The following is a 17,693-nucleotide window of genomic DNA, read 5'->3' as shown; positions in this document are numbered from 1 at the left end:
CCTGTCCCGCAGGGCGGAACTCTTCCCATAAAAAAGGTGGGAGCGACCTGAGCAGTCACTCCCACAAAAAATTTCTCTTACGGGCGCAGAAGGGAAACGAAGTTTCCCACAAAGCTTTTTTGCCTACTTTTTTCTCCGAAAAAAGTAGGTTACCGGCGGACGATGTTTTCCGAAATCTCCCCCAGCGCCTGAGCGGCCTCCATATCAAAGCGCTGGCTGCGGGCCAAATCGGCCAAGGAAACGATGCCCACCAGCTTTCCTCCCTCCACCACCGGCAGGCGGCGCACCTGCTGGCGGGCCATGAGCTGGGTGGCGGCCCGGCAATCGTCCTGGGGCGACACCGTGGCGCACCCCCGGGTCATGATCTCCCGCACCAGGGTCTGGGCGGGGTCCTCCTCGGCGGCCACACAGCGCAGTACGATATCCCGGTCGGTGACCATGCCACGCAGCTTCCGGTCCTCCCCGCACACCGGCAGCACGCCCACGTTGTGACGGCTCAGGAGCCGGGCGGCCAGGGCGGCGGAGGAGGTGGGCTCAATGGTGACCACACTGGGGTTCATCAGATCCTTAACTTGCACAGGGATCATCCTTTCCAGACGCACGGCGTCCTGTTTCTGTCAGTATGCCCCGGGCCTGCCTTTACCATACCGGCGATTCTTTAAATCAGATTAAGAATTAGACGAGAGTGTCAAAATCCCGTTGCATTCTCCCAGAAAAACAGGTATACTTGCATCATTTCCAAGCGGTATATTTTACCGCAGAGAGGAGAACCAACTTGAATAACGAAGGAAAAAAGCCCCGGAAAAACCTGAGCAAACCGGGCAAGATCCTCATCAACCTGCTGGTGACGGCGGTGGTAGGCTTTATCTACTTCTATCTGGGCCTGCCCGCCATCAATCTGCAGTCTCCGGACTTTTACAGCTTCATTTTTGTGCTGTGTCTGGCCTATGTGGCCTCTGCCCTGGTGACCTCCGGTTTCCGGGACGGCAAGACCTCCGGTAAAGCCCGGGTGGGAGACTACTTCCGCTTTATCAAGCAGCAGTGCCTGCCGGTGGGCATCTTTATGGTGCTGCTGGTAGTGGTGGCCCTGGTGGGTCAGATCATCTCTCTGCCCATCTTCCGGGCGGGAGCCTACCGGGACCTACTCACTGTGGAGAACGGCACCTTTGCCGAGGATATCAGCCAGATCTCCTTTGACAAGATCCCCACCCTGGACCGGGACAGCGCCGAGTACCTGGGCGACCGGCAGATGGGTACCCTCAGCGACATGGTCAGCCAGTTTGAGTACCCCTCCAAGCAGTCGGTGCAGATCAACTACCAGGGACGGCCGGTGCGGGTCTCCCCCATTGCCTACGCCGACCTCATCAAATGGTTTACCAACCGGGGCGAGGGTCTGCCCGCCTATGTGGTGGTGGACATGGTGACCCAGGAAGCCAGCGTGGTGCGGCTCCAGGAGGGCATGAAGTACTCCTTCTCCGAGCCCCTGAACCGCAACATTATGCGCCATCTCCGCTTCCAGTATCCCACTTATATGTTCGATAGCCCCAAGTTTGAAATCGACGAGGATGGCCAGCCCTGGTGGATCGCGCCCCGGGCGATGAAGACCATCGGCCTGTTCGGCGGCACCGACATTAAGGGCGCGGTGCTGTGCAACGCCATCACCGGCGAGAGCACCTACTACGACATTGCCGACGTGCCCAGCTGGGTGGACAACGTGTACACCCCCCAGCTCATTATGGAGCAGTACGACTACCATGGCACCCTTATCAACGGCTTTATCAACTCCGTGCTGGGTCAGCGGGACGTGACCGTGACTACCGAAGGGTATAACTACATTGCCCTCAACGACGATGTGTATGTGTACACCGGTGTCACCTCCGCCAACGCCGACCAGTCCAACCTGGGCTTCCTGCTGAGCAACCAGCGCACCAAGGAGACCAAGTTCTACTCCGCCCCCGGCGCCACGGAAAACGCCGCCAAGGGCTCGGCCCAGAGCGTGGTCCAGGACCTGGGCTACACTGCTACCTTCCCCCTGCTGCTGAACATCGCCGGGGAACCCACCTACTTTATCCCCCTGAAAGGCCAGGATAATCTGGTCAAGATGTACGCCATGGTGAATGTGGCCCAGTATCAGATCGTGGCCACCGCCACCACCGTGGCTCAGTGTGAGCAGGCCTATGTCCGACTGCTCTCCGACAAGGGGATCACCCAACCTGAGGAGGTGCCTCAGACCACCGCCCAGGGCACCGTGGCCGAGATCCGCTCCGCTGTGCTGGACGGCAACACCTACTACTTTGTCCGCCTGGACGGCGAGCAGGTATTCTACTCCCTGTCGGCGGCCAAGAATGAACTGGCTGTCATTCTGAACGTGGGCGACAAGGTGACCATTGAGCACGCAGCTACTGAGGAGGGCGGCTCCATTCTGGACGGTTACTCCCTGACCATCGATGGCCGTGCCGCGTCCAATCAAGCCGACACAGGCGAGAATACCGCCCAGCCGGCGGCATAACTTAAAATCTCAAATCAAAGAAGGCCGTCCCGGCAGGGACGGCCTTCTTTGATTGCTTAGTTCAGATTTTGTTGGACGGTACAGCCCATGCCGATCATGCTGGCCCGGTTGCCCAGCTGAGCAGCGACCAGACGGCAGCCCAAGAAGCTGGACTTCAGCAGGGGATGCACCCGAGCCTCCACCCGGGGCAGGACCTGTGGGGCCTCCATGACCCCGCCGCCTAAAATGACCCGCTCCGGGGCAAAGGCGTGGATCAGGCCGACCAGACCCAAAGCCACCTCGCCGCACCAGCGGTCCACCAACTGGGACACAGCAGGCTCAGCCAGGCGGGCAAAGATAGCGCGGCCATCGGTGAGGGTGGGATCTAGTTCCCGGGCCATGCGGACCAAGGCGGTGGTGCTGGCGTAACGCTCATAGCTGCCCGAACCCCGGTCATCGGCCTGCAGATCCTCCGGGTGGACCAACATGCCGCCGAATTCTCCGGCGCTGGCCATGCCCCGGTAGAGCTGCCCATTCAGAATGCAAGCTCCGCCTACTCCGGTACCATAGCTGACCATAAGGCTGTGGCGGGCCCCCTGGGCCGCGCCGTGGAAGGCCTCGCCCAGAGCGGCAGCGTTGACATCGTTTTCCACTGCGGCCGGCACTCCCAGCTCCTGAGTGAGCAGACGGCCCACCTCCATGCCGGTGTAACCGGGGATATTGTCACATAATAGAATACGGCCGCTCTCCGGCTCTACTTCTCCGGCGGTGGACAGGCCTACCCCGTCAATGGGGCCCATAGCACGGACCAGAGTAATCACCCGGTCCAGCACCGCCTGGGCGCCCTCCTGGGCGTGGGTGGGAGTCTGCTGGGTGTGAGACAGTGCAGTTCCGTCCCACAGGCCGCTTTTAATCATAGTGCCGCCTAAATCAATACAGGCAATGCGATAAGACATGATAGCTTCCTTCCTTATGAGTGAAATTTCTGCCCTCAAGGTACAATACTCTGCGCAAAAGAGTGGGAGCGACGGAATACGTCATTCCCATAAATATATTTCTTACAGGCGCGGAAGGGAAACGAAGTTTCCCACAAAGTTCTTTGCCAAGCTTTCTTTCAAGAAAGCGGTGGGCGCAGAGGCAAAGCGAAGCTTTGCAGAAGGCTTTTTTGCTAACTTTTTTCTTGAAAAAAGTTAGTGCATGTCGTGGCTGTTCAGGAGGTTCTGCTTGATGTCCCACAGCTTCTGGCTCAGGTCCACATAGTAGTTGTGGGGGTTCTCAAAGCGCTTTACCTCGTCCCACAGGGAATCCACCTGCCGCTGGCAGTAGGAGCGGCTGGCCTGGAGGTCGGGCACCTGATAGACCAGTTCGCCGTTCCGGAAGATGGGGACCATCAACTCCCGGGCCTCATAGTCGGTGTAGGTCTTGCGCTTCCAGGTGGCGTCGGGATCAAAGAGCTCCAGGGGCTGGGTAAAGTCAAACTCCTCGTTGTGCAGGCAGATGAGATCGGCCTCCGCCTTGCCCGTGTCCTTGGAGAAGATACGGTAGATCTTCTTGAAGTGGGGGGTGGTGATCTTGGCGGCATTCTCGCTGATCTTGATCTTGGGAATGATATTGCCGCTCTCATCCTCGATGGCCACCAGCTTATACACCCCGCCGAACACCGGCTCAGAGCGGGAGGTGATGAGCCGCTCGCCCACGCCGAAGGAGTCGATACGGGCGCCCTGGCGCACCAGATCCCGGATGATGTACTCGTCCAGGGCGTTGGAGGCAAAGATCTTGCAGCTGGTAAGACCCGCCTCGTCCAGCATCTCCCGGGCCTTCCGGGACAGGTAGGTGAGGTCGCCGGAGTCCAGGCGGATACCGCACTTGGTGATGCCCATGGGCTCCAACACCTCTTTGAAGGCACGGATGGCGTTGGGCACGCCGGATTTCAGCACGTTATAGGTGTCCACCAGCAGGATGGCGTTTTCCGGATAGAGCTGGCAGTAGGTCTTGAAGGCGGTGTACTCGTCGGGGAACATCTGCACCCAGGAGTGGGCCATAGTGCCGGTGGCGGGAGAGCCGTAGTGCTGGTCGGCCATGGTGCAGGCGGTGGCGGAGCAGCCGGCAATGTAGCTGGCCCGGGCGCCCAGCAGAGCGCCGTCGGGGCCGTGGGCCCGGCGGGAGCCAAATTCCGCCACCGGGCGGCCCTCGGCGGCCCGGACGATGCGGTTGGACTTGGTGGCGATGAGGCACTGATGGTTGAGGCACAGCAGGACAAAGGTCTCAATAAACTGGGCCTGGATGGCGGGGGCCCGCACGGTGAGGATGGGCTCGCCGGGGAAGATGGGGGTGCCCTCGGGCACAGCCCAGATGTCGCCGGTAAAGCGGAAGGTGCGCAGATAATCTAAAAACTCCGGGGCAAAGCAGCCCTTGGACTGGAGGTAAGCGATGTCCTCCTCGTCAAAGCACAGGTTCTCGATGTACTCCACCACCTGGGCCAGGCCCGCCGCAATGGCGAAGCCTCCCTTGTCGGGGACGGAGCGGTAAAACACGTCAAAGTAACAGATCCGGTCGGCCAGTCCGGTCTGGAAATAGCCGTTGCCCATGGTCAGCTCGTAGAAGTCGCAGAGCATGGTCAGGTTTGTTTTTGCTTTCATGGCTGGGGCAGCCTCCTCACATGGGGGTGACAAGACACCCCGAATTGCCTTTATTATACCCGCTCCCCTGGGGAAAGGCAAGGACAAGCGGGGCATTCCGTAAAAAAATTGTTAAAATCCAGGAGAATTTCGGAAAGGGTATGTAATTTTGTTCTGACTGGCAATACTAAATGGAACAAAGGACAGCGCAAAAGGAGGCGTTTGGTATGGATGTGCCCAGCCGTACTCTGGAAAATCTGGCCCGGGGACTGGCGGAGAAAAATCTGGCCCGCAGCCGGTATATGCTGGCGGCGGGAGCGGCCCACCGGGATGGGCTTGCGGTGGTGGAGCTGCTGTTTGTGCGCACGGCGGAGCAGGAGCGGGTCCATGTACGGCAGTTCGCCCGGCTGAGCCAGAAGCTGGGGGGCGCACATGTGCGGGCCGAGGGGGCCTATCCCCTGGAGATGGAGCAGGACACCGTGCAGTGGCTGCGCCGGGCCAAAGAGGAGGAGGACCGGGAGGCGGGAGAGTGGCGGGAGTTTGCCCGTCAGGCCCGGGAGGACGGAGTACCTCAGGCCGCAGACCTGTTTGAGCGGGTAGCCCAGGTGGACGAGACCCACGGGGACCGGTTTGCCCGGTGGGCCGGGCGGCTGGAGGACGGGGAGCTGTTTGCCCGGCCTCTCCCCTGCCTGTGGCGCTGCATCGTCTGCGGTCACACCCAGTATGAGGAGGGGGCGCCGGAGCGCTGCCCGCTGTGTCTGGGACCGCAGAGCCAGTTTCTGACTCTGGAGGGGGAGGACTGGTTTTAGTCTCAAAAATGCAAGCATTTTTGAGAGAGATGCAGCCCGCTGCAGCGCACTCGCTTTGCTCGCACGTTTGCGGGCTGAGAAGAGTTATTTCCCAGGCGCTTCCCTCAGGGGACCTTCTCTTGCCCCTTCGGGGCAATTCACCTTGTGTCCTGGGAAATAACGAATTTAATTTTGTTTTGCCGCCTGGAGGCGGCAAAACTCTGCCGAGGGCTTTTCGGCAAACTGAAGGAATCTTAATGCTTTTTTCATTGCTCTGGCCTGGGAAGCTGTGATATACTGACTCTATCTGGACAGGGCAGCCTGTCCGGTCTGATGATAAAGAAAAGGCGGGATACAAGTTGGAGCGTACCTTTGACGCGCTGGTGGTCGGCGCGGGTTATGCCGGGGCGGTGTGCGCCCGGCAGTTGGCAGAGCAGGGCGGCAAGCGGGTGCTGGTGCTGGAGCGCCGGGACCATATCGGCGGCAACGCCTACGACTGTCTGGACCAGGCCGGCGTGCTCATTCACCAGTACGGCCCCCATATCTTCCACACCAACGACAAGCGGGTCTTTGACTGGCTGTCCCGGTTTACCCCCTGGCGGGACTACCAGCACCGGGTCATCGCCAACATCCCCGACAATGCCGGGGGTCGCATGACCTACCCGGTCCCCTTCAACCTCACCTCCCTGGAGACCGCCTTTGGTCCCAAGGAGGGCAAGCGCCTGGGGGACAAGCTGCTGGCCGAATACGGCGCGGAGCAAAAGGTGACCATTCTGGAGCTGCGGCAGAACGCTGATCCGGAGATCGCTGCTCTGGCCGACTATGTGTACGAGCACGTGTTTGTCCACTACACCATGAAGCAGTGGGGACAAAAGCCGGAGGAGATCGACCCCAACACCACCGCCCGGGTGCCGGTGTTCCTCTCCCGGGATGACCGCTACTTCCAGGATGCCTTCCAGGGCATGCCTCAGGAAGGTTACACCCCCATGTTTGAGCGGATGCTGGACCATCCCAACATCACCGTGGAGCTGGGCTGCGACGCCCTGAAGCGGCTGGATGTGAGCGGGGAGCAGATCCGGGTGGACGGCGAAGTCTTTGACGGCCCCGTCATCTACACCGGCCAGGCCGACGAGCTCTTTGGCTTCCAGTTTGGCCCCCTCCCCTACCGCACCCTGGACTTCCGCTTCGAGACCCTTCCCCAGGACGACTTCCAGGGCTACGGCACGGTGAACTACACCGTGGACGAGGACTATACCCGCATCACCGAGTTTAAGCACCTCACCGGCCAGAAGGTGCCCGGGAAGACCACCATCGTGAAGGAGTACTCCCGCGCCTATACCGGAGCGCCGGGAGAGATCCCCTACTACGCCATCATTAACCCGGACAACAATGCCCAGTACGGCCAGTACAAGGCCCTGGCGGAGAAGTTCCCAAACCTCCACCTGTTGGGCCGCCTGGCGGAGTACAAATACTACAATATGGACGCTATCGCCGGCCGGGCGCTGGACCTGGCTGAAGAGCTGCTGAAGTGATTGCGGCGTGAGCCGCCGGGGCGCGGAACACCCGCGCCCCCTCCGACGAGAGGAGAGAATTACATATGGATAAGCTGATTACCTTTGCCGTCCCTTGTTATAACTCCGCTGCCTATATGGAGCACTGCGTGGAGACCCTGCTCCAGGGCGGCGACGATATCGAGATCATCCTGGTGGACGACGGCTCCACCAAGGACGACACCCCCGCCATCTGCGACCGCTACCAGGAGCAGTACCCCGACATTGTCCGGGCCATCCATCAGCCCAACGGCGGCCACGGTGAGGGTGTCAACCAGGGCATCCGTAACGCCCGGGGTATCTACTACAAGGTGGTGGACTCCGACGACTGGGTGGACGTGCCCTCTCTGCACAAGGCGCTGGACAAGCTGCGCCAGTTCGTCCGGGACAACAAGCTGGTGGACATGATGATCTGCAACTATGTCTACGAGCACGCCGAGACCAACACCCAGCGGGTGATGCACTACCGCAACGTATTCCCCCGCAATAAGGTGTTCGGCTGGGACCAGATCGGCCGCTTCCGTCCCTCCCAGTACCTGCTGATGCATTCGGTCATCTACCGCACCCAGCTGCTGCGGGACTGCAACCTGGAGCTGCCCAAGCACACCTTCTATGTGGACAACATCTTTGTCTACCAGCCCCTGCCCTATGTGAAGAACATGTACTACCTGGATGTGGACCTGTACCGCTACTTTATCGGCCGCTCCGACCAGAGCGTCAACGAGAAGGTGATGGTCACACGGGTGGACCAGCAGCTGCGGGTCACCTACCACATGATCGACTCCCACGACCTGCGCCAGGTCTCTGCGGAGCACAAGAAGCTGGGCCGGTATATGTTCAACTACCTGGCTATGATGATGGCCATTTCCTCCATCTTCCTGGTCATTGACAGCTCCCCCGAGGCCCTGGGCAAGCGCACCCAGCTGTGGGAGTACCTGCGTACCGTGGACTCCGGCATCTACCACAAGATGAAGTACCGCGCTGTGTCCGCCTTTACTGCTTTCCCCGGCTATCAGGGACGGAAGCTGTCGGTGGGACTTTATCGTCTGGCTCGGAAGATTTATAAATTCAACTAACCTACTTTTTTCGAGAAAAAAGTAGGCAAAAAAGCTTTGTGCAAAGCTTTGCTTTGCCTCTGCGCCCGTAAGAGAGATTTTTGTGGGAGTGACGTGTTCCGTCGCTCCCACTTTTTTGTTTGGAGGGTTCCGCCCTGCGGGGCGGGTTCCTTTGCCAGCGGCGGCAAAGGAACCAAACCGCCGCTGGGGAACGGCTCCGAGGAGCGCCTTCGCACAGCGGGCGCTCCAAGTCGCCTTTTCCCCAGACCCCTGTTTACGGGAGAGGGCAACTTTGGCCTTTTGGTTATCTCCGGCGGGCAAAATGTTGACCGATTTCCTCTCTCCACTCGGCCCACTGGGGCCTATTGCCATCAAAATTTGCAAGCTTTTGCCCTCTATCGTACACCGCCTGGTGCGTCCCTACCTGTTTGGTGCGGCGGTGATCGTGTATACTGCCCAGCTACCACAGCTTTGCCAGACTAGGCGGTGTCATTTCAACCCCATGTCTCCTAAATTTTTGCCTTGTAGGCCCCAGTGGGCCGAGGCAAGAAGAACGCAAGGTCTTGTGTTCGGAGCCGCCGGACGCAAGTGCCAATCTTCCAGGAGGGCGTCCCCCGTAATTGGGGTCCGGGGCAAGCCGCCTATGAGCGCCCGCTGGGCGAAGGCGCTCATCGAAGGCGGCCCCGGCGATTCTTTGGTGACTTTCTGATCGTTCAGAAAGTCACACCCCCGTCTCCCGATTGAAAAAAAGAACCCCTTCCCCTTGACAGCGACTCAAAAAACAGATAAGATATTCTGGCAAATAAGGAAAACCGCGTGGAAAAGGAAAAGTACCCGCCTCTGAGACGCACAGAGAGCCGCCATTTAGGTGCAAGGCGGACGGGAGGAGCCGGGGAACATCACCTTGGAGCAGAGGGCTGAACTTAAGTAGGCCTCTCCGGACGCCCCCGTTACCGGGCAGAACTTGAGTGGCCGGACGTGTTTGTCCGGCAAGAAGAGTGGTACCGCAGAGGATATTGCCTTTGTCTCTTTGTTGAGACAAGGGTTTTTTTGTTTTCTGAGAGGAGTGGCTTTGATGAACTGCCCCAAATGTGGAAACGAAATGTCATCTGGATGGATGATTCCGGGGAAAATCTGCCAGCTGGAGTGGGCCCCTGAGCGCGGGCAATTTCCCTTTCCCCGCAAGGGCAGGGTACGGCTCAAACCCACCCCGCCCCCGGATACCCTCTTTGACCTTGTGGAATATCCTGCTTATCTCTGCGCGGCTTGTAAAACCGTAATCTTTGAGTATCAATAAATGGAGGAACACGAGACATGGACTACAATAAGACCATCAATCTCCCCCAGACCGACTTCCCCATGCGGGCCGGTCTGCCCAAGCGGGAGCCCGACATGCTCCAGCGCTGGAACGATATGGACCTGTACAACGAGATGCTGAAGAAGAACGAGGGCAAGCCTCTCTTCTCCCTCCACGACGGCCCTCCGTTCTCCAACGGCAACCTGCATATGGGCCACGCCCTGAACAAGTCCCTGAAGGACTTCATCACCCGTATGTACGCCATGCGGGGCTACTACACCCCCTATATCCCCGGCTGGGATAACCACGGCATGCCCATCGAGAGCGCCATCATCAAGGAGCAGAAGCTCAACCGCAAGCAGATGAGCGTCCCCGAGTTCCGCACCGCCTGCCACAACTATGCCCAGAAGTATATCGACATCCAGATGGAGGGCTTCAAGCGCATCGGCGTGCTGGCCGACTGGGAGCACCCCTACAAGACCATGGACCCCGGCTTTGAGGCTGAGGAGGTCAAGGTGTTTGGGGAGATGTACAAGAAGGGCTATATCTACAAGGGCCTCAAGCCCGTTTACTGGTGCCCCAACGACGAGACCGCCCTGGCCGAGGCCGAGATCGAGTACCAGGACGATCCCTGTACCACCGTGTACGTGAAGTTCCAGATGAAGGACGACCAGGGCAAGCTGGCCGCCTATGACCACAGCAAGCTCTACTTCGTGATCTGGACCACCACCATCTGGACCCTGCCCGGCAACCTGGCCATCGCCCTCCACCCCGACGAGAGCTACGCCCTGGTGAAGGCTCCCAACGGTGAGACCTATATCATGGCCGAGGCCCTGGTGGAGAAGGTCATGAAGGTGGGCGGCTTCGAGTCCTGGGAGATCGCCGAGACTCACCCCGGCTCCTTCTTCGAGAACATGCTGGCCCAGCACCCCTTCCTGGATAAGACCTCCCGCCTGCTGCTGGCCGACTACGTCACCATGGACTCCGGTACCGGCTGCGTCCACACCGCTCCCGGCTTCGGCGCCGACGACTATCAGACCTGCCGCCGCTACGGCATGGAGATGGTGGTGCCCGTGGACGACCGCGGCCGTCACACTGACTACGCCGGCAAGTACGCCGGCATGAAGACCGAGGAGTCCAATCCCGTCATCCTGGCTGACATGAAGGAGAGCGGCGCTCTCTTCGCCAGCGAGGAGATCGTCCACTCCTACCCCCACTGCTGGCGCTGCAAGAAGCCCATCATCTTCCGCGCCACTCCCCAGTGGTTCTGCTCCGTGGATGCCTTCAAGGACGAGGCCTGCGCCGCCTGTGATGACGTGCGCTGGGTACCCGGCTGGGGCATTGACCGCATGAAGTCCATGATCCGGGAGCGCGCCGACTGGTGCATCAGCCGTCAGCGCCGCTGGGGTCTGCCCATCCCCGTGTTCTACTGCAAGGACTGCGGCAAGCCCATCTGCACCGACGAGACCATTGCCGCCGTTTCCAAGCTCTTCGGCGAGAAGGGCTCCAATGCCTGGTATGAGATGGAGGCTTCCGAAATTCTGCCTGCCGACTTTGCCTGCCCCCACTGCGGCTCCAAGGGCGGCTTCACCAAGGAGGAGGACACCCTGGACGGCTGGTTCGACTCCGGTTCCACCCACTTTGCTTCCATGCAGAAGGACCAGGGCTTCTGGCCTGCCACCATGTACCTGGAGGGTCTCGATCAGTACCGCGGCTGGTTCCAGTCCTCCATGCTCACCGCCGTGGGCGCTCTGGGCAAGGGTGCGCCCTTCAAGGAGTGCCTGACCCACGGCTGGACCGTGGACGGCGAGGGCCGTGCCATGCACAAGTCTCTGGGCAACGGCGTGGACCCTGCTGATATCTTCAAGAAGTACGGCGCCGACCTGCTGCGTCTGTGGGCCGGCAGCGCTGACTACCATGTGGATGTGCGCTGCTCCGATAACATCTTCAAGCAGCTCTCCCAGAACTACCTGAAGTTCCGCAACACCGCCCGGTACTGCCTGGGCAACCTCAACGGCTTTGATCCTGAGAACCTGGTCAAGCCCGAGGAGATGCTGGAGCTGGACAAGTGGGCGGTGACCAAGCTCAATGAGCTGACCCAGAAGTGCTTCGCCGCCTATGATAACTACGAGTTCCATGTGGTGTCCCACGCCATCAACGACTTCTGCGTGGTGGAGCTGTCCTCCTTCTATCTGGACATCATCAAGGACCGCCTCTACTGCGAGGAGAAGGACGGCCTGAAGCGCCGCTCTGCCCAGACCGCTCTGTGGCTCATCCTGGATACCATCACCAAGCTGTTTGCCCCCATCCTGGCCTTCACCTGCGACGAGATCTGGCAGGCTATGCCTCACTGCGCCGACCAGGATGCCCGCAACGTGGTGCTCAATGAGATGAACAAGCCCTTCGCCGACTATGCCCTCAGCGAGGACGAGATGGCCAAGTGGGACAAGATCATCGACGTGCGTACCGCCGTCAACGGCGTGCTGGAGAGCGCCCGGAACGAGAAGAAGATCGGCAAGAGCCTGGAGGCCGCCGTGGAGCTGACTGTTCCTGCCGAGGACGCCTTCCTGGCCGAGATGGACGAGGAGTATTTGGCTGACCTGTTCATCGTTTCCCAGGTCCATGTCACCGTGGGCGAGGCCCTGGCCGTTCAGGTCTCTGAGGCCAAGGGCGAGAAGTGCGAGCGCTGCTGGAAGCACCACGTCAAGGTGGGCTCCGACGCTAACCATCCCACCCTCTGCCCCCGCTGCGCCCAACTTTTTTCGTGAAAAAAGTTGGCAAAAAAGCTTTCTGCAAAGCTTCGCTTTGCCTCTGCGCCCGTAAGTAAGATTTCAGGTAGGAGTGACGTTCTGCGTCGCTCCTACCTTTTTTCTTGTTAGCCTATATTTAAAAGTTTTCCACATTATCTGGCCTTTTTGTGGAAAGTAAAGTAGAATAGAGAAAAACGGAAGGAAATGAGGTGCCGTGATGACCGATGTAATTGTGGTGGGAGGCGGCCCGGCCGGACTCACCGCCGGGCTGTACCTGGCCCGGGCGGGGCGCAGCGTGCTGGTGCTGGAGGAGAGCACCCCCGGCGGACAGATCAACTTCTCCCCCCTTGTGGAAAACTATCCCGGTCTGCCCCGGGTGGCGGGCAGCGAGCTGGGTGACACCCTGGCCCAGCAGGCCCAGGATCTGGGCGCTCAGCTGGAGTATGAGAGCGTCACCGCCGTGACGCCTCTGGAGGATGGTTTCCAGGTGGACACCGACTGCGGCAGCCATACCTGCAAGGGGCTGATTCTTGCCACCGGTGTGCGCCACCGTCCCCTGGGTCTTCCCGGTGAGGAGGATTTGGTAGGTCAGGGCATCTCCTACTGCGCCGTGTGCGACGGACCCTTCTGTAAGGGCAGGCCCGTGGCCGTAGTGGGCGGCGGCGACACCGCCCTCCAGGACGCCCTGTTTTTGGCCCAGCTGTGTCCTCAGGTGACCCTCATCCACCGCCGGGACCAGTTCCGGGGCGCTCAGCGGCTGGTGGATCAGGTTCTCGCCTGCCCCAATATTCGGTGCCTTATGGACAGCACGGTGGAGGCCCTGGACCAGGCAGACGGACAGCTCACCGGCATCCAGGTAAAGAACAAGATCACCGGAGAGACCACCGCTCTGGCGGTGGACAACCTGTTTGTGGCGGTGGGGCGGCAGCCTCAAAACCAGCTCTTTGCCGACCTGGTGGAGCTGGACGAGGCGGGGTATATCCGCTCTTCCGACTGCCGCACCAGCCGGCCCGGGGTGTATGCCGCTGGAGATTGCCGGACTAAAGATGTGCGGCAGCTGACTACTGCCGTCAGCGACGGCACGGTAGCCGCCCTGCTTTTCTTGGAAGAAACATAATCTATAAAGGGAAAATGTGCCTTTCTGAGCGATCAGAAAGGCACGAAAGAATCGCCGGGGGACGCCTTCGATGAGCGCCTACGCGTAGCGGGCGCTCATAGGCGGCTTTCCCCCGGTCCCCCGTTTACGAGAGTGTGTCCCTTCGGCTGGTCAATTCGTTCCGGCGGCCTAAGCTTTGACCGTGCGCCTTTCTACTCTCGGCCCACTGGGGCCTACCGCTTTGAAATTTGCCGTTCCGGTAGTTCTATCCAACACCGCCTACCCCCTGCCTACTTGTTTGGTGCGTGCGTGGTCGGATGGACCAACTACCCTGGCTTTGCCAGAGTAGGCGATGTCATCTCAACTGCACATCTCCTAAATTTTTGCTTTGTAGGCCCCAGTGGGCCGAGGCAAGTGGTATCACAGAACTTGTCTTTGCCCGCCGGAAGATCACTGCCAAGAAATCAGGAGTGTGTCCCCCGTAACCGGGGGTCTGGGGGGCAGATGACTGTGAGCGCCCGCTGCGCGAAGGCGCTCACCGGAATCAACCCCCAGCGCGTCTTTAGTTCCTTTCTGCGCGTACAGAAAGGAACCCGCCCCGCAGGGCGGAGCCGAATCAATACAAAAAAGGTAGGAGCGACGGAAAACGTCACTCCTACCTTCCATTTTATTACGGGCGCAGAGGCGAAACGAAGTTTCGCAGGAAGCTTTTTTGCCTACTTTTTTCTCGAAAAAAGTAGGTTACAGGTCGATTACTTCGCCGGAGAGAACTTCCCGGCCATCCACGACCAGCTCGCCGTCCCGGTAGTCCACGGTCAGGCGCTGACCGCTCTCCACCTGATCGGCAATGATCTTCCGGCTGATGAGGGTCTCCACGGTGTGCTGGAGGTACCGGCGCAGAGGACGGGCGCCGTAGATAGGATCGTAGGCACTGTCGATGATGAAGTCCTTGGCAGCGGGGGTGAGCTCCACCGTGAGCTGCTTGTCGCTGAGGCGGCGGTTGATGTCGGCCACCAACAGGTCGATGATGTGGGTGACATTGTCTTTGGTCAGAGGCTTGTAGAAGACGATCTCATCCAGACGGTTGAGGAACTCAGGCCGGAAGGAGCGCTTCAGGAGCTCGTTGACCTGATCCCGAGCCTCCTGGGAGATCTCACCGTTCTCATCGATGCCGTCCAGCAGGAACTGGCTGCCCAGGTTAGAGGTCAGAATGATAATGGTGTTCTTAAAGTCCACGGTACGGCCCTGGCTGTCGGTGATGCGGCCATCGTCCAGCACCTGCAGCAGGATGTTGAACACATCGGGGTGGGCCTTCTCCACCTCATCAAAGAGGATGACGCTGTAAGGCTTACGCCGTACCGCCTCGGTGAGCTGGCCGCCCTCCTCGTAGCCCACATATCCCGGAGGGGCGCCGATCAGACGAGAGACGGAGAACTTCTCCATGTACTCGGACATATCGATACGAACCAGATTCTTTTCGCTGTCGAACAGAGCCTCGGCCAGAGTCTTGGCCAGCTCGGTCTTGCCGACACCGGTGGGACCCAGGAACAGGAAGGAGCCGATGGGCTTGTTGGGGTCGGCGATGCCGGAGCGGCTTCTCAAAATGGCCTCGCTGACAAGGCGCACCGCCTCGTCTTGGCCCACCACACGCTGGTGGAGGATGTCCTCCAGGTGGAGCAGCTTCTCCCGCTCGCCCTCCATCAGACGGGCCACGGGAATGCCGGTCCAACGCTCGATGATGCGGGCGATCTCCTCCTCGGTGACCTTGTCCCGCAGCAGAGAGCGCTGCTTGCCCTCGTTGGCGATCTGCTCCTCCGCCTCCAGGGCCTTTTTCAGCTCGGGGATCTTGCCGTACTGGAGCTCGGCGGCCTTATTGAGGTCGTACTCCCGCTGGGCCTTCTCCAACTGGGCGTTGGCGGCCTCCAACTCCTCGCGGAGCTTCTGGACCTTGCCGATGGCGTTCTTCTCGTTGTCCCACTGGGCCTTCTTGGCGTTGAACTCCTCCCGCATGTCGGAGAGTTCCTTCTGGATCTCTGCCAGGTGCTCCTGGGAGATCTTGTCGGTCTCCTTTTTCAGAGCGGCCTCCTCAATCTCATGCTGGATGATCTTGCGCTGGATGATATCCAGCTCGGTGGGCATGGAGTCCATCTCGGTGCGGATCATGGCGCAGGCCTCATCCACCAGGTCGATGGCCTTATCGGGGAGGAACCGGTCGGTGATATAACGGTTCGAGAGGGTTGCGGCGGCGATGATGGCGCCGTCGGTGATCTTCACGCCGTGGTAGACCTCGTAGCGCTCTTTCAGGCCACGGAGAATGGCAATGGCGTCCTCCACGGAGGGCTCATTGACCATAACAGGCTGGAACCGGCGCTCCAGAGCGGCGTCCTTCTCAATATACTGGCGGTACTCGTTGAGGGTGGTGGCGCCGATGCAGTGCAGCTCGCCGCGGGCCAGCATGGGCTTGAGCAGGTTGCCTGCGTCCATGGAGCCCTCGGTCTTGCCGGCACCCACAATGGTGTGCAGCTCGTCGATGAAGAGGATGATGCGGCCCTCGCTCTTTTTGACCTCGTTCAAAACGGCCTTCAGCCGCTCCTCAAATTCGCCCCGGTATTTGGCGCCTGCAATGAGGGAGCCCATATCCAGGGAGAAGATGGTCTTGTCCTTCAGGCTGGCGGGCACATCGCCCTTGACGATCCGCTGGGCCAGGCCCTCGGCGATGGCGGTCTTGCCGACGCCGGGCTCGCCGATGAGGACGGGGTTATTTTTGCTCTTCCGGCTCAAAATCCGGATGACGTTACGGATTTCGTCGTCCCGGCCGATGACGGGGTCCAGCTTGTTCTGGCGAGCACGGTCCACCAGGTCGGTGCCGTACTTTTTCAGGGCATCATAGGTCTCCTCCGGGTTGTCGGAGGTGACACGCTGGTTGCCGCGGACGCTGGCTAGGGCCTGCATGACCTTCTCTTTCGTCACGTTATAAGTGCAGAACAGCTCCTTCAAATTGGAGTTAGGCCGCTCCATCAGACCGAGGAGCAGATGCTCCACGGAGATATACTCGTCCTTCATGGCGGAGGCCTGCTCCTGGGCGGCGGTGAGGGCGCGGTCCACATCCTGGGCCACGTACACCTTGTCGGCCTCCCGGCTGCCGCCGGACACCTTGGGCAGCTTGTTCACCAGGTCGGCGGCGGCAGCCTGGAAGCTGGGCACCGTCATGCCCATGGCGGTGAGCAGCTGGGGAATAAAGCCCTGCTCGTCGCTGACCAGAGCCAACAGCAGGTGCTCCTGCTCGATCTGCTGGTTGCCGTGGGCCTGGGCGATGTCCTGAGCCCCCTGGATGGCGGCCAGAGACTTCTGGGTAAACTGATTCATATTCATAGTAAGAAACCCTCCTTTTCATGGGGTTTGATGTTTTGGAAAATTAGCACTCTTATAAACTAAGTGCTAAGTGAATGATAGACCAAGTTTTTGAAAAATGCAAGAGAAAGTTTGAAAAAAGGGCGGGTAATTTACCCGCCCTTTCAGAGAGTCGCTGTTACTCGATGGCGATCTTCCGGCTCTGGGGGATCACCTCGCCCTGCTTGGGCAGGGTCAGCTTCAGCACGCCGTTATCATAGGCGGCGGTGATGTTTTCCTCCTGGATGCCGGAGACGTCAAAGGAGCGCTGGTAGCTGCCGCAGCGGCGCTCCCGGCACAGGTACTTGCCCTCCTCCTTCTTTTCGGAGGTCTCCTGGTGCTTGGCGGTGATGGTGAGAACGCCGTCCTGCAGGTGCAGGTCGATGTCGCCCTTATTAAAGCCGGGCAGATCAGCCTCCAGCAGGTAGTGGTCGCCCTTGTCCTGGATGTCGGTGCGGAAGGCGGGCAGCTGGCGCTGGCTGGCGGGGAACATGGAACGCTCAAATTCATCAAACAGGTCGTTGAAGCTGTTGCTCATACGTCCAAAGGGAATCATGCTATACATAATCAAAACTCCTTTCGGCCCAATGGGGAGCGGTTTGTATTTGCTCCCGGGCCCTTCTGAACTTTGACTTTAGTATAGTGCCCAATTATGAACAGT

General features: G+C 59.8%; 12 protein-coding genes and 1 other annotated feature. Of the genes, 7 read left to right on the top strand and 5 right to left on the bottom strand.

Annotated features, from left to right (window positions below; genetic code table 11):
* Positions 1-149: 149 nt before the first annotated feature.
* On the bottom strand, positions 150-587 hold the full coding sequence (locus tag ACEVJL_RS10230; RefSeq protein WP_235396478.1) for a CBS domain-containing protein: 438 nt from the start codon (positions 585-587) through the stop codon (positions 150-152).
* A gap of 188 nt (positions 588-775) precedes the next feature.
* Between ACEVJL_RS10230 and ACEVJL_RS10225 the strand changes: the two genes are divergently transcribed.
* On the top strand, positions 776-2,509 hold the full coding sequence (locus tag ACEVJL_RS10225; protein ID WP_374737786.1) for a CvpA family protein: 1,734 nt from the start codon (positions 776-778) through the stop codon (positions 2,507-2,509).
* 56 nt (positions 2,510-2,565) lie between these two features.
* On the opposite strand, the gene ACEVJL_RS10220 is transcribed toward ACEVJL_RS10225, so the two are convergent.
* Together ACEVJL_RS10220 and ACEVJL_RS10215 are read right to left on the bottom strand one after the other, a co-directional pair.
* Positions 2,566-3,444 (bottom strand): ROK family protein, encoded by an 879-nt coding sequence (locus ACEVJL_RS10220; protein ID WP_235396473.1) that lies wholly within the window; start codon positions 3,442-3,444, stop codon positions 2,566-2,568.
* Positions 3,445-3,678: 234 nt separating this feature from the next.
* Positions 3,679-5,127 carry a nicotinate phosphoribosyltransferase gene (locus ACEVJL_RS10215; protein ID WP_020989989.1) on the bottom strand — a complete coding sequence of 483 codons (1,449 nt, stop codon included), beginning with the start codon at positions 5,125-5,127 and terminating at the stop codon, positions 3,679-3,681.
* A gap of 206 nt (positions 5,128-5,333) precedes the next feature.
* On the opposite strand from ACEVJL_RS10215, the gene ACEVJL_RS10210 reads away from it, so the two are divergent.
* The 6 genes from ACEVJL_RS10210 (at position 5,334) to ACEVJL_RS10185 (ending at position 13,663) form a co-directional block, all read left to right on the top strand.
* Positions 5,334-5,915 (top strand): rubrerythrin family protein, encoded by a 582-nt coding sequence (locus ACEVJL_RS10210; RefSeq protein WP_374737785.1) that lies wholly within the window; start codon positions 5,334-5,336, stop codon positions 5,913-5,915.
* A gap of 338 nt (positions 5,916-6,253) precedes the next feature.
* Positions 6,254-7,426, top strand: coding sequence for a UDP-galactopyranose mutase (gene glf, locus ACEVJL_RS10205; protein ID WP_302670947.1), 1,173 nt, complete (start codon positions 6,254-6,256; stop codon positions 7,424-7,426).
* Between the two features lie 65 nt (positions 7,427-7,491).
* The gene (locus tag ACEVJL_RS10200; protein ID WP_008982393.1) at positions 7,492-8,520 is read left to right on the top strand and encodes a glycosyltransferase family 2 protein; all 1,029 of its coding nucleotides are present in this window, start codon (positions 7,492-7,494) and stop codon (positions 8,518-8,520) included.
* A 787-nt stretch (positions 8,521-9,307) separates the two neighbouring features.
* Positions 9,308-9,532: a binding site (T-box leader), on the top strand.
* 42 nt (positions 9,533-9,574) lie between these two features.
* A complete protein-coding gene (locus tag ACEVJL_RS10195; protein WP_368076390.1) occupies positions 9,575-9,796 on the top strand; it encodes a PF20097 family protein in 222 nt (73 codons plus the stop codon).
* 17 nt (positions 9,797-9,813) lie between these two features.
* On the top strand, positions 9,814-12,564 hold the full coding sequence (gene ileS, locus ACEVJL_RS10190) for an isoleucine--tRNA ligase (RefSeq protein ID WP_374737782.1): 2,751 nt from the start codon (positions 9,814-9,816) through the stop codon (positions 12,562-12,564).
* Positions 12,565-12,763: 199 nt separating this feature from the next.
* Positions 12,764-13,663 (top strand): NAD(P)/FAD-dependent oxidoreductase, encoded by a 900-nt coding sequence (locus ACEVJL_RS10185; protein WP_374737780.1) that lies wholly within the window; start codon positions 12,764-12,766, stop codon positions 13,661-13,663.
* A gap of 720 nt (positions 13,664-14,383) precedes the next feature.
* Here ACEVJL_RS10185 and clpB read toward each other — a convergent pair.
* Both clpB and ACEVJL_RS10175 read right to left on the bottom strand, forming a co-directional pair.
* A complete protein-coding gene (gene clpB, locus ACEVJL_RS10180; RefSeq protein WP_374737778.1) occupies positions 14,384-17,014 on the bottom strand; it encodes an ATP-dependent chaperone ClpB in 2,631 nt (876 codons plus the stop codon).
* A gap of 157 nt (positions 17,015-17,171) precedes the next feature.
* A complete protein-coding gene (locus ACEVJL_RS10175) occupies positions 17,172-17,597 on the bottom strand; it encodes an Hsp20/alpha crystallin family protein (protein WP_020989992.1) in 426 nt (141 codons plus the stop codon).
* Positions 17,598-17,693: the final 96 nt, after the last annotated feature.

It is taken from the genome of Flintibacter porci (genome assembly GCF_041925195.1).
Taxonomy (GTDB): domain Bacteria; phylum Bacillota; class Clostridia; order Oscillospirales; family Oscillospiraceae; genus Lawsonibacter; species Lawsonibacter porci.
Note: the sequence above shows the minus strand (reverse complement) of the source record. Positions and strands in the feature narration are given on the sequence as shown.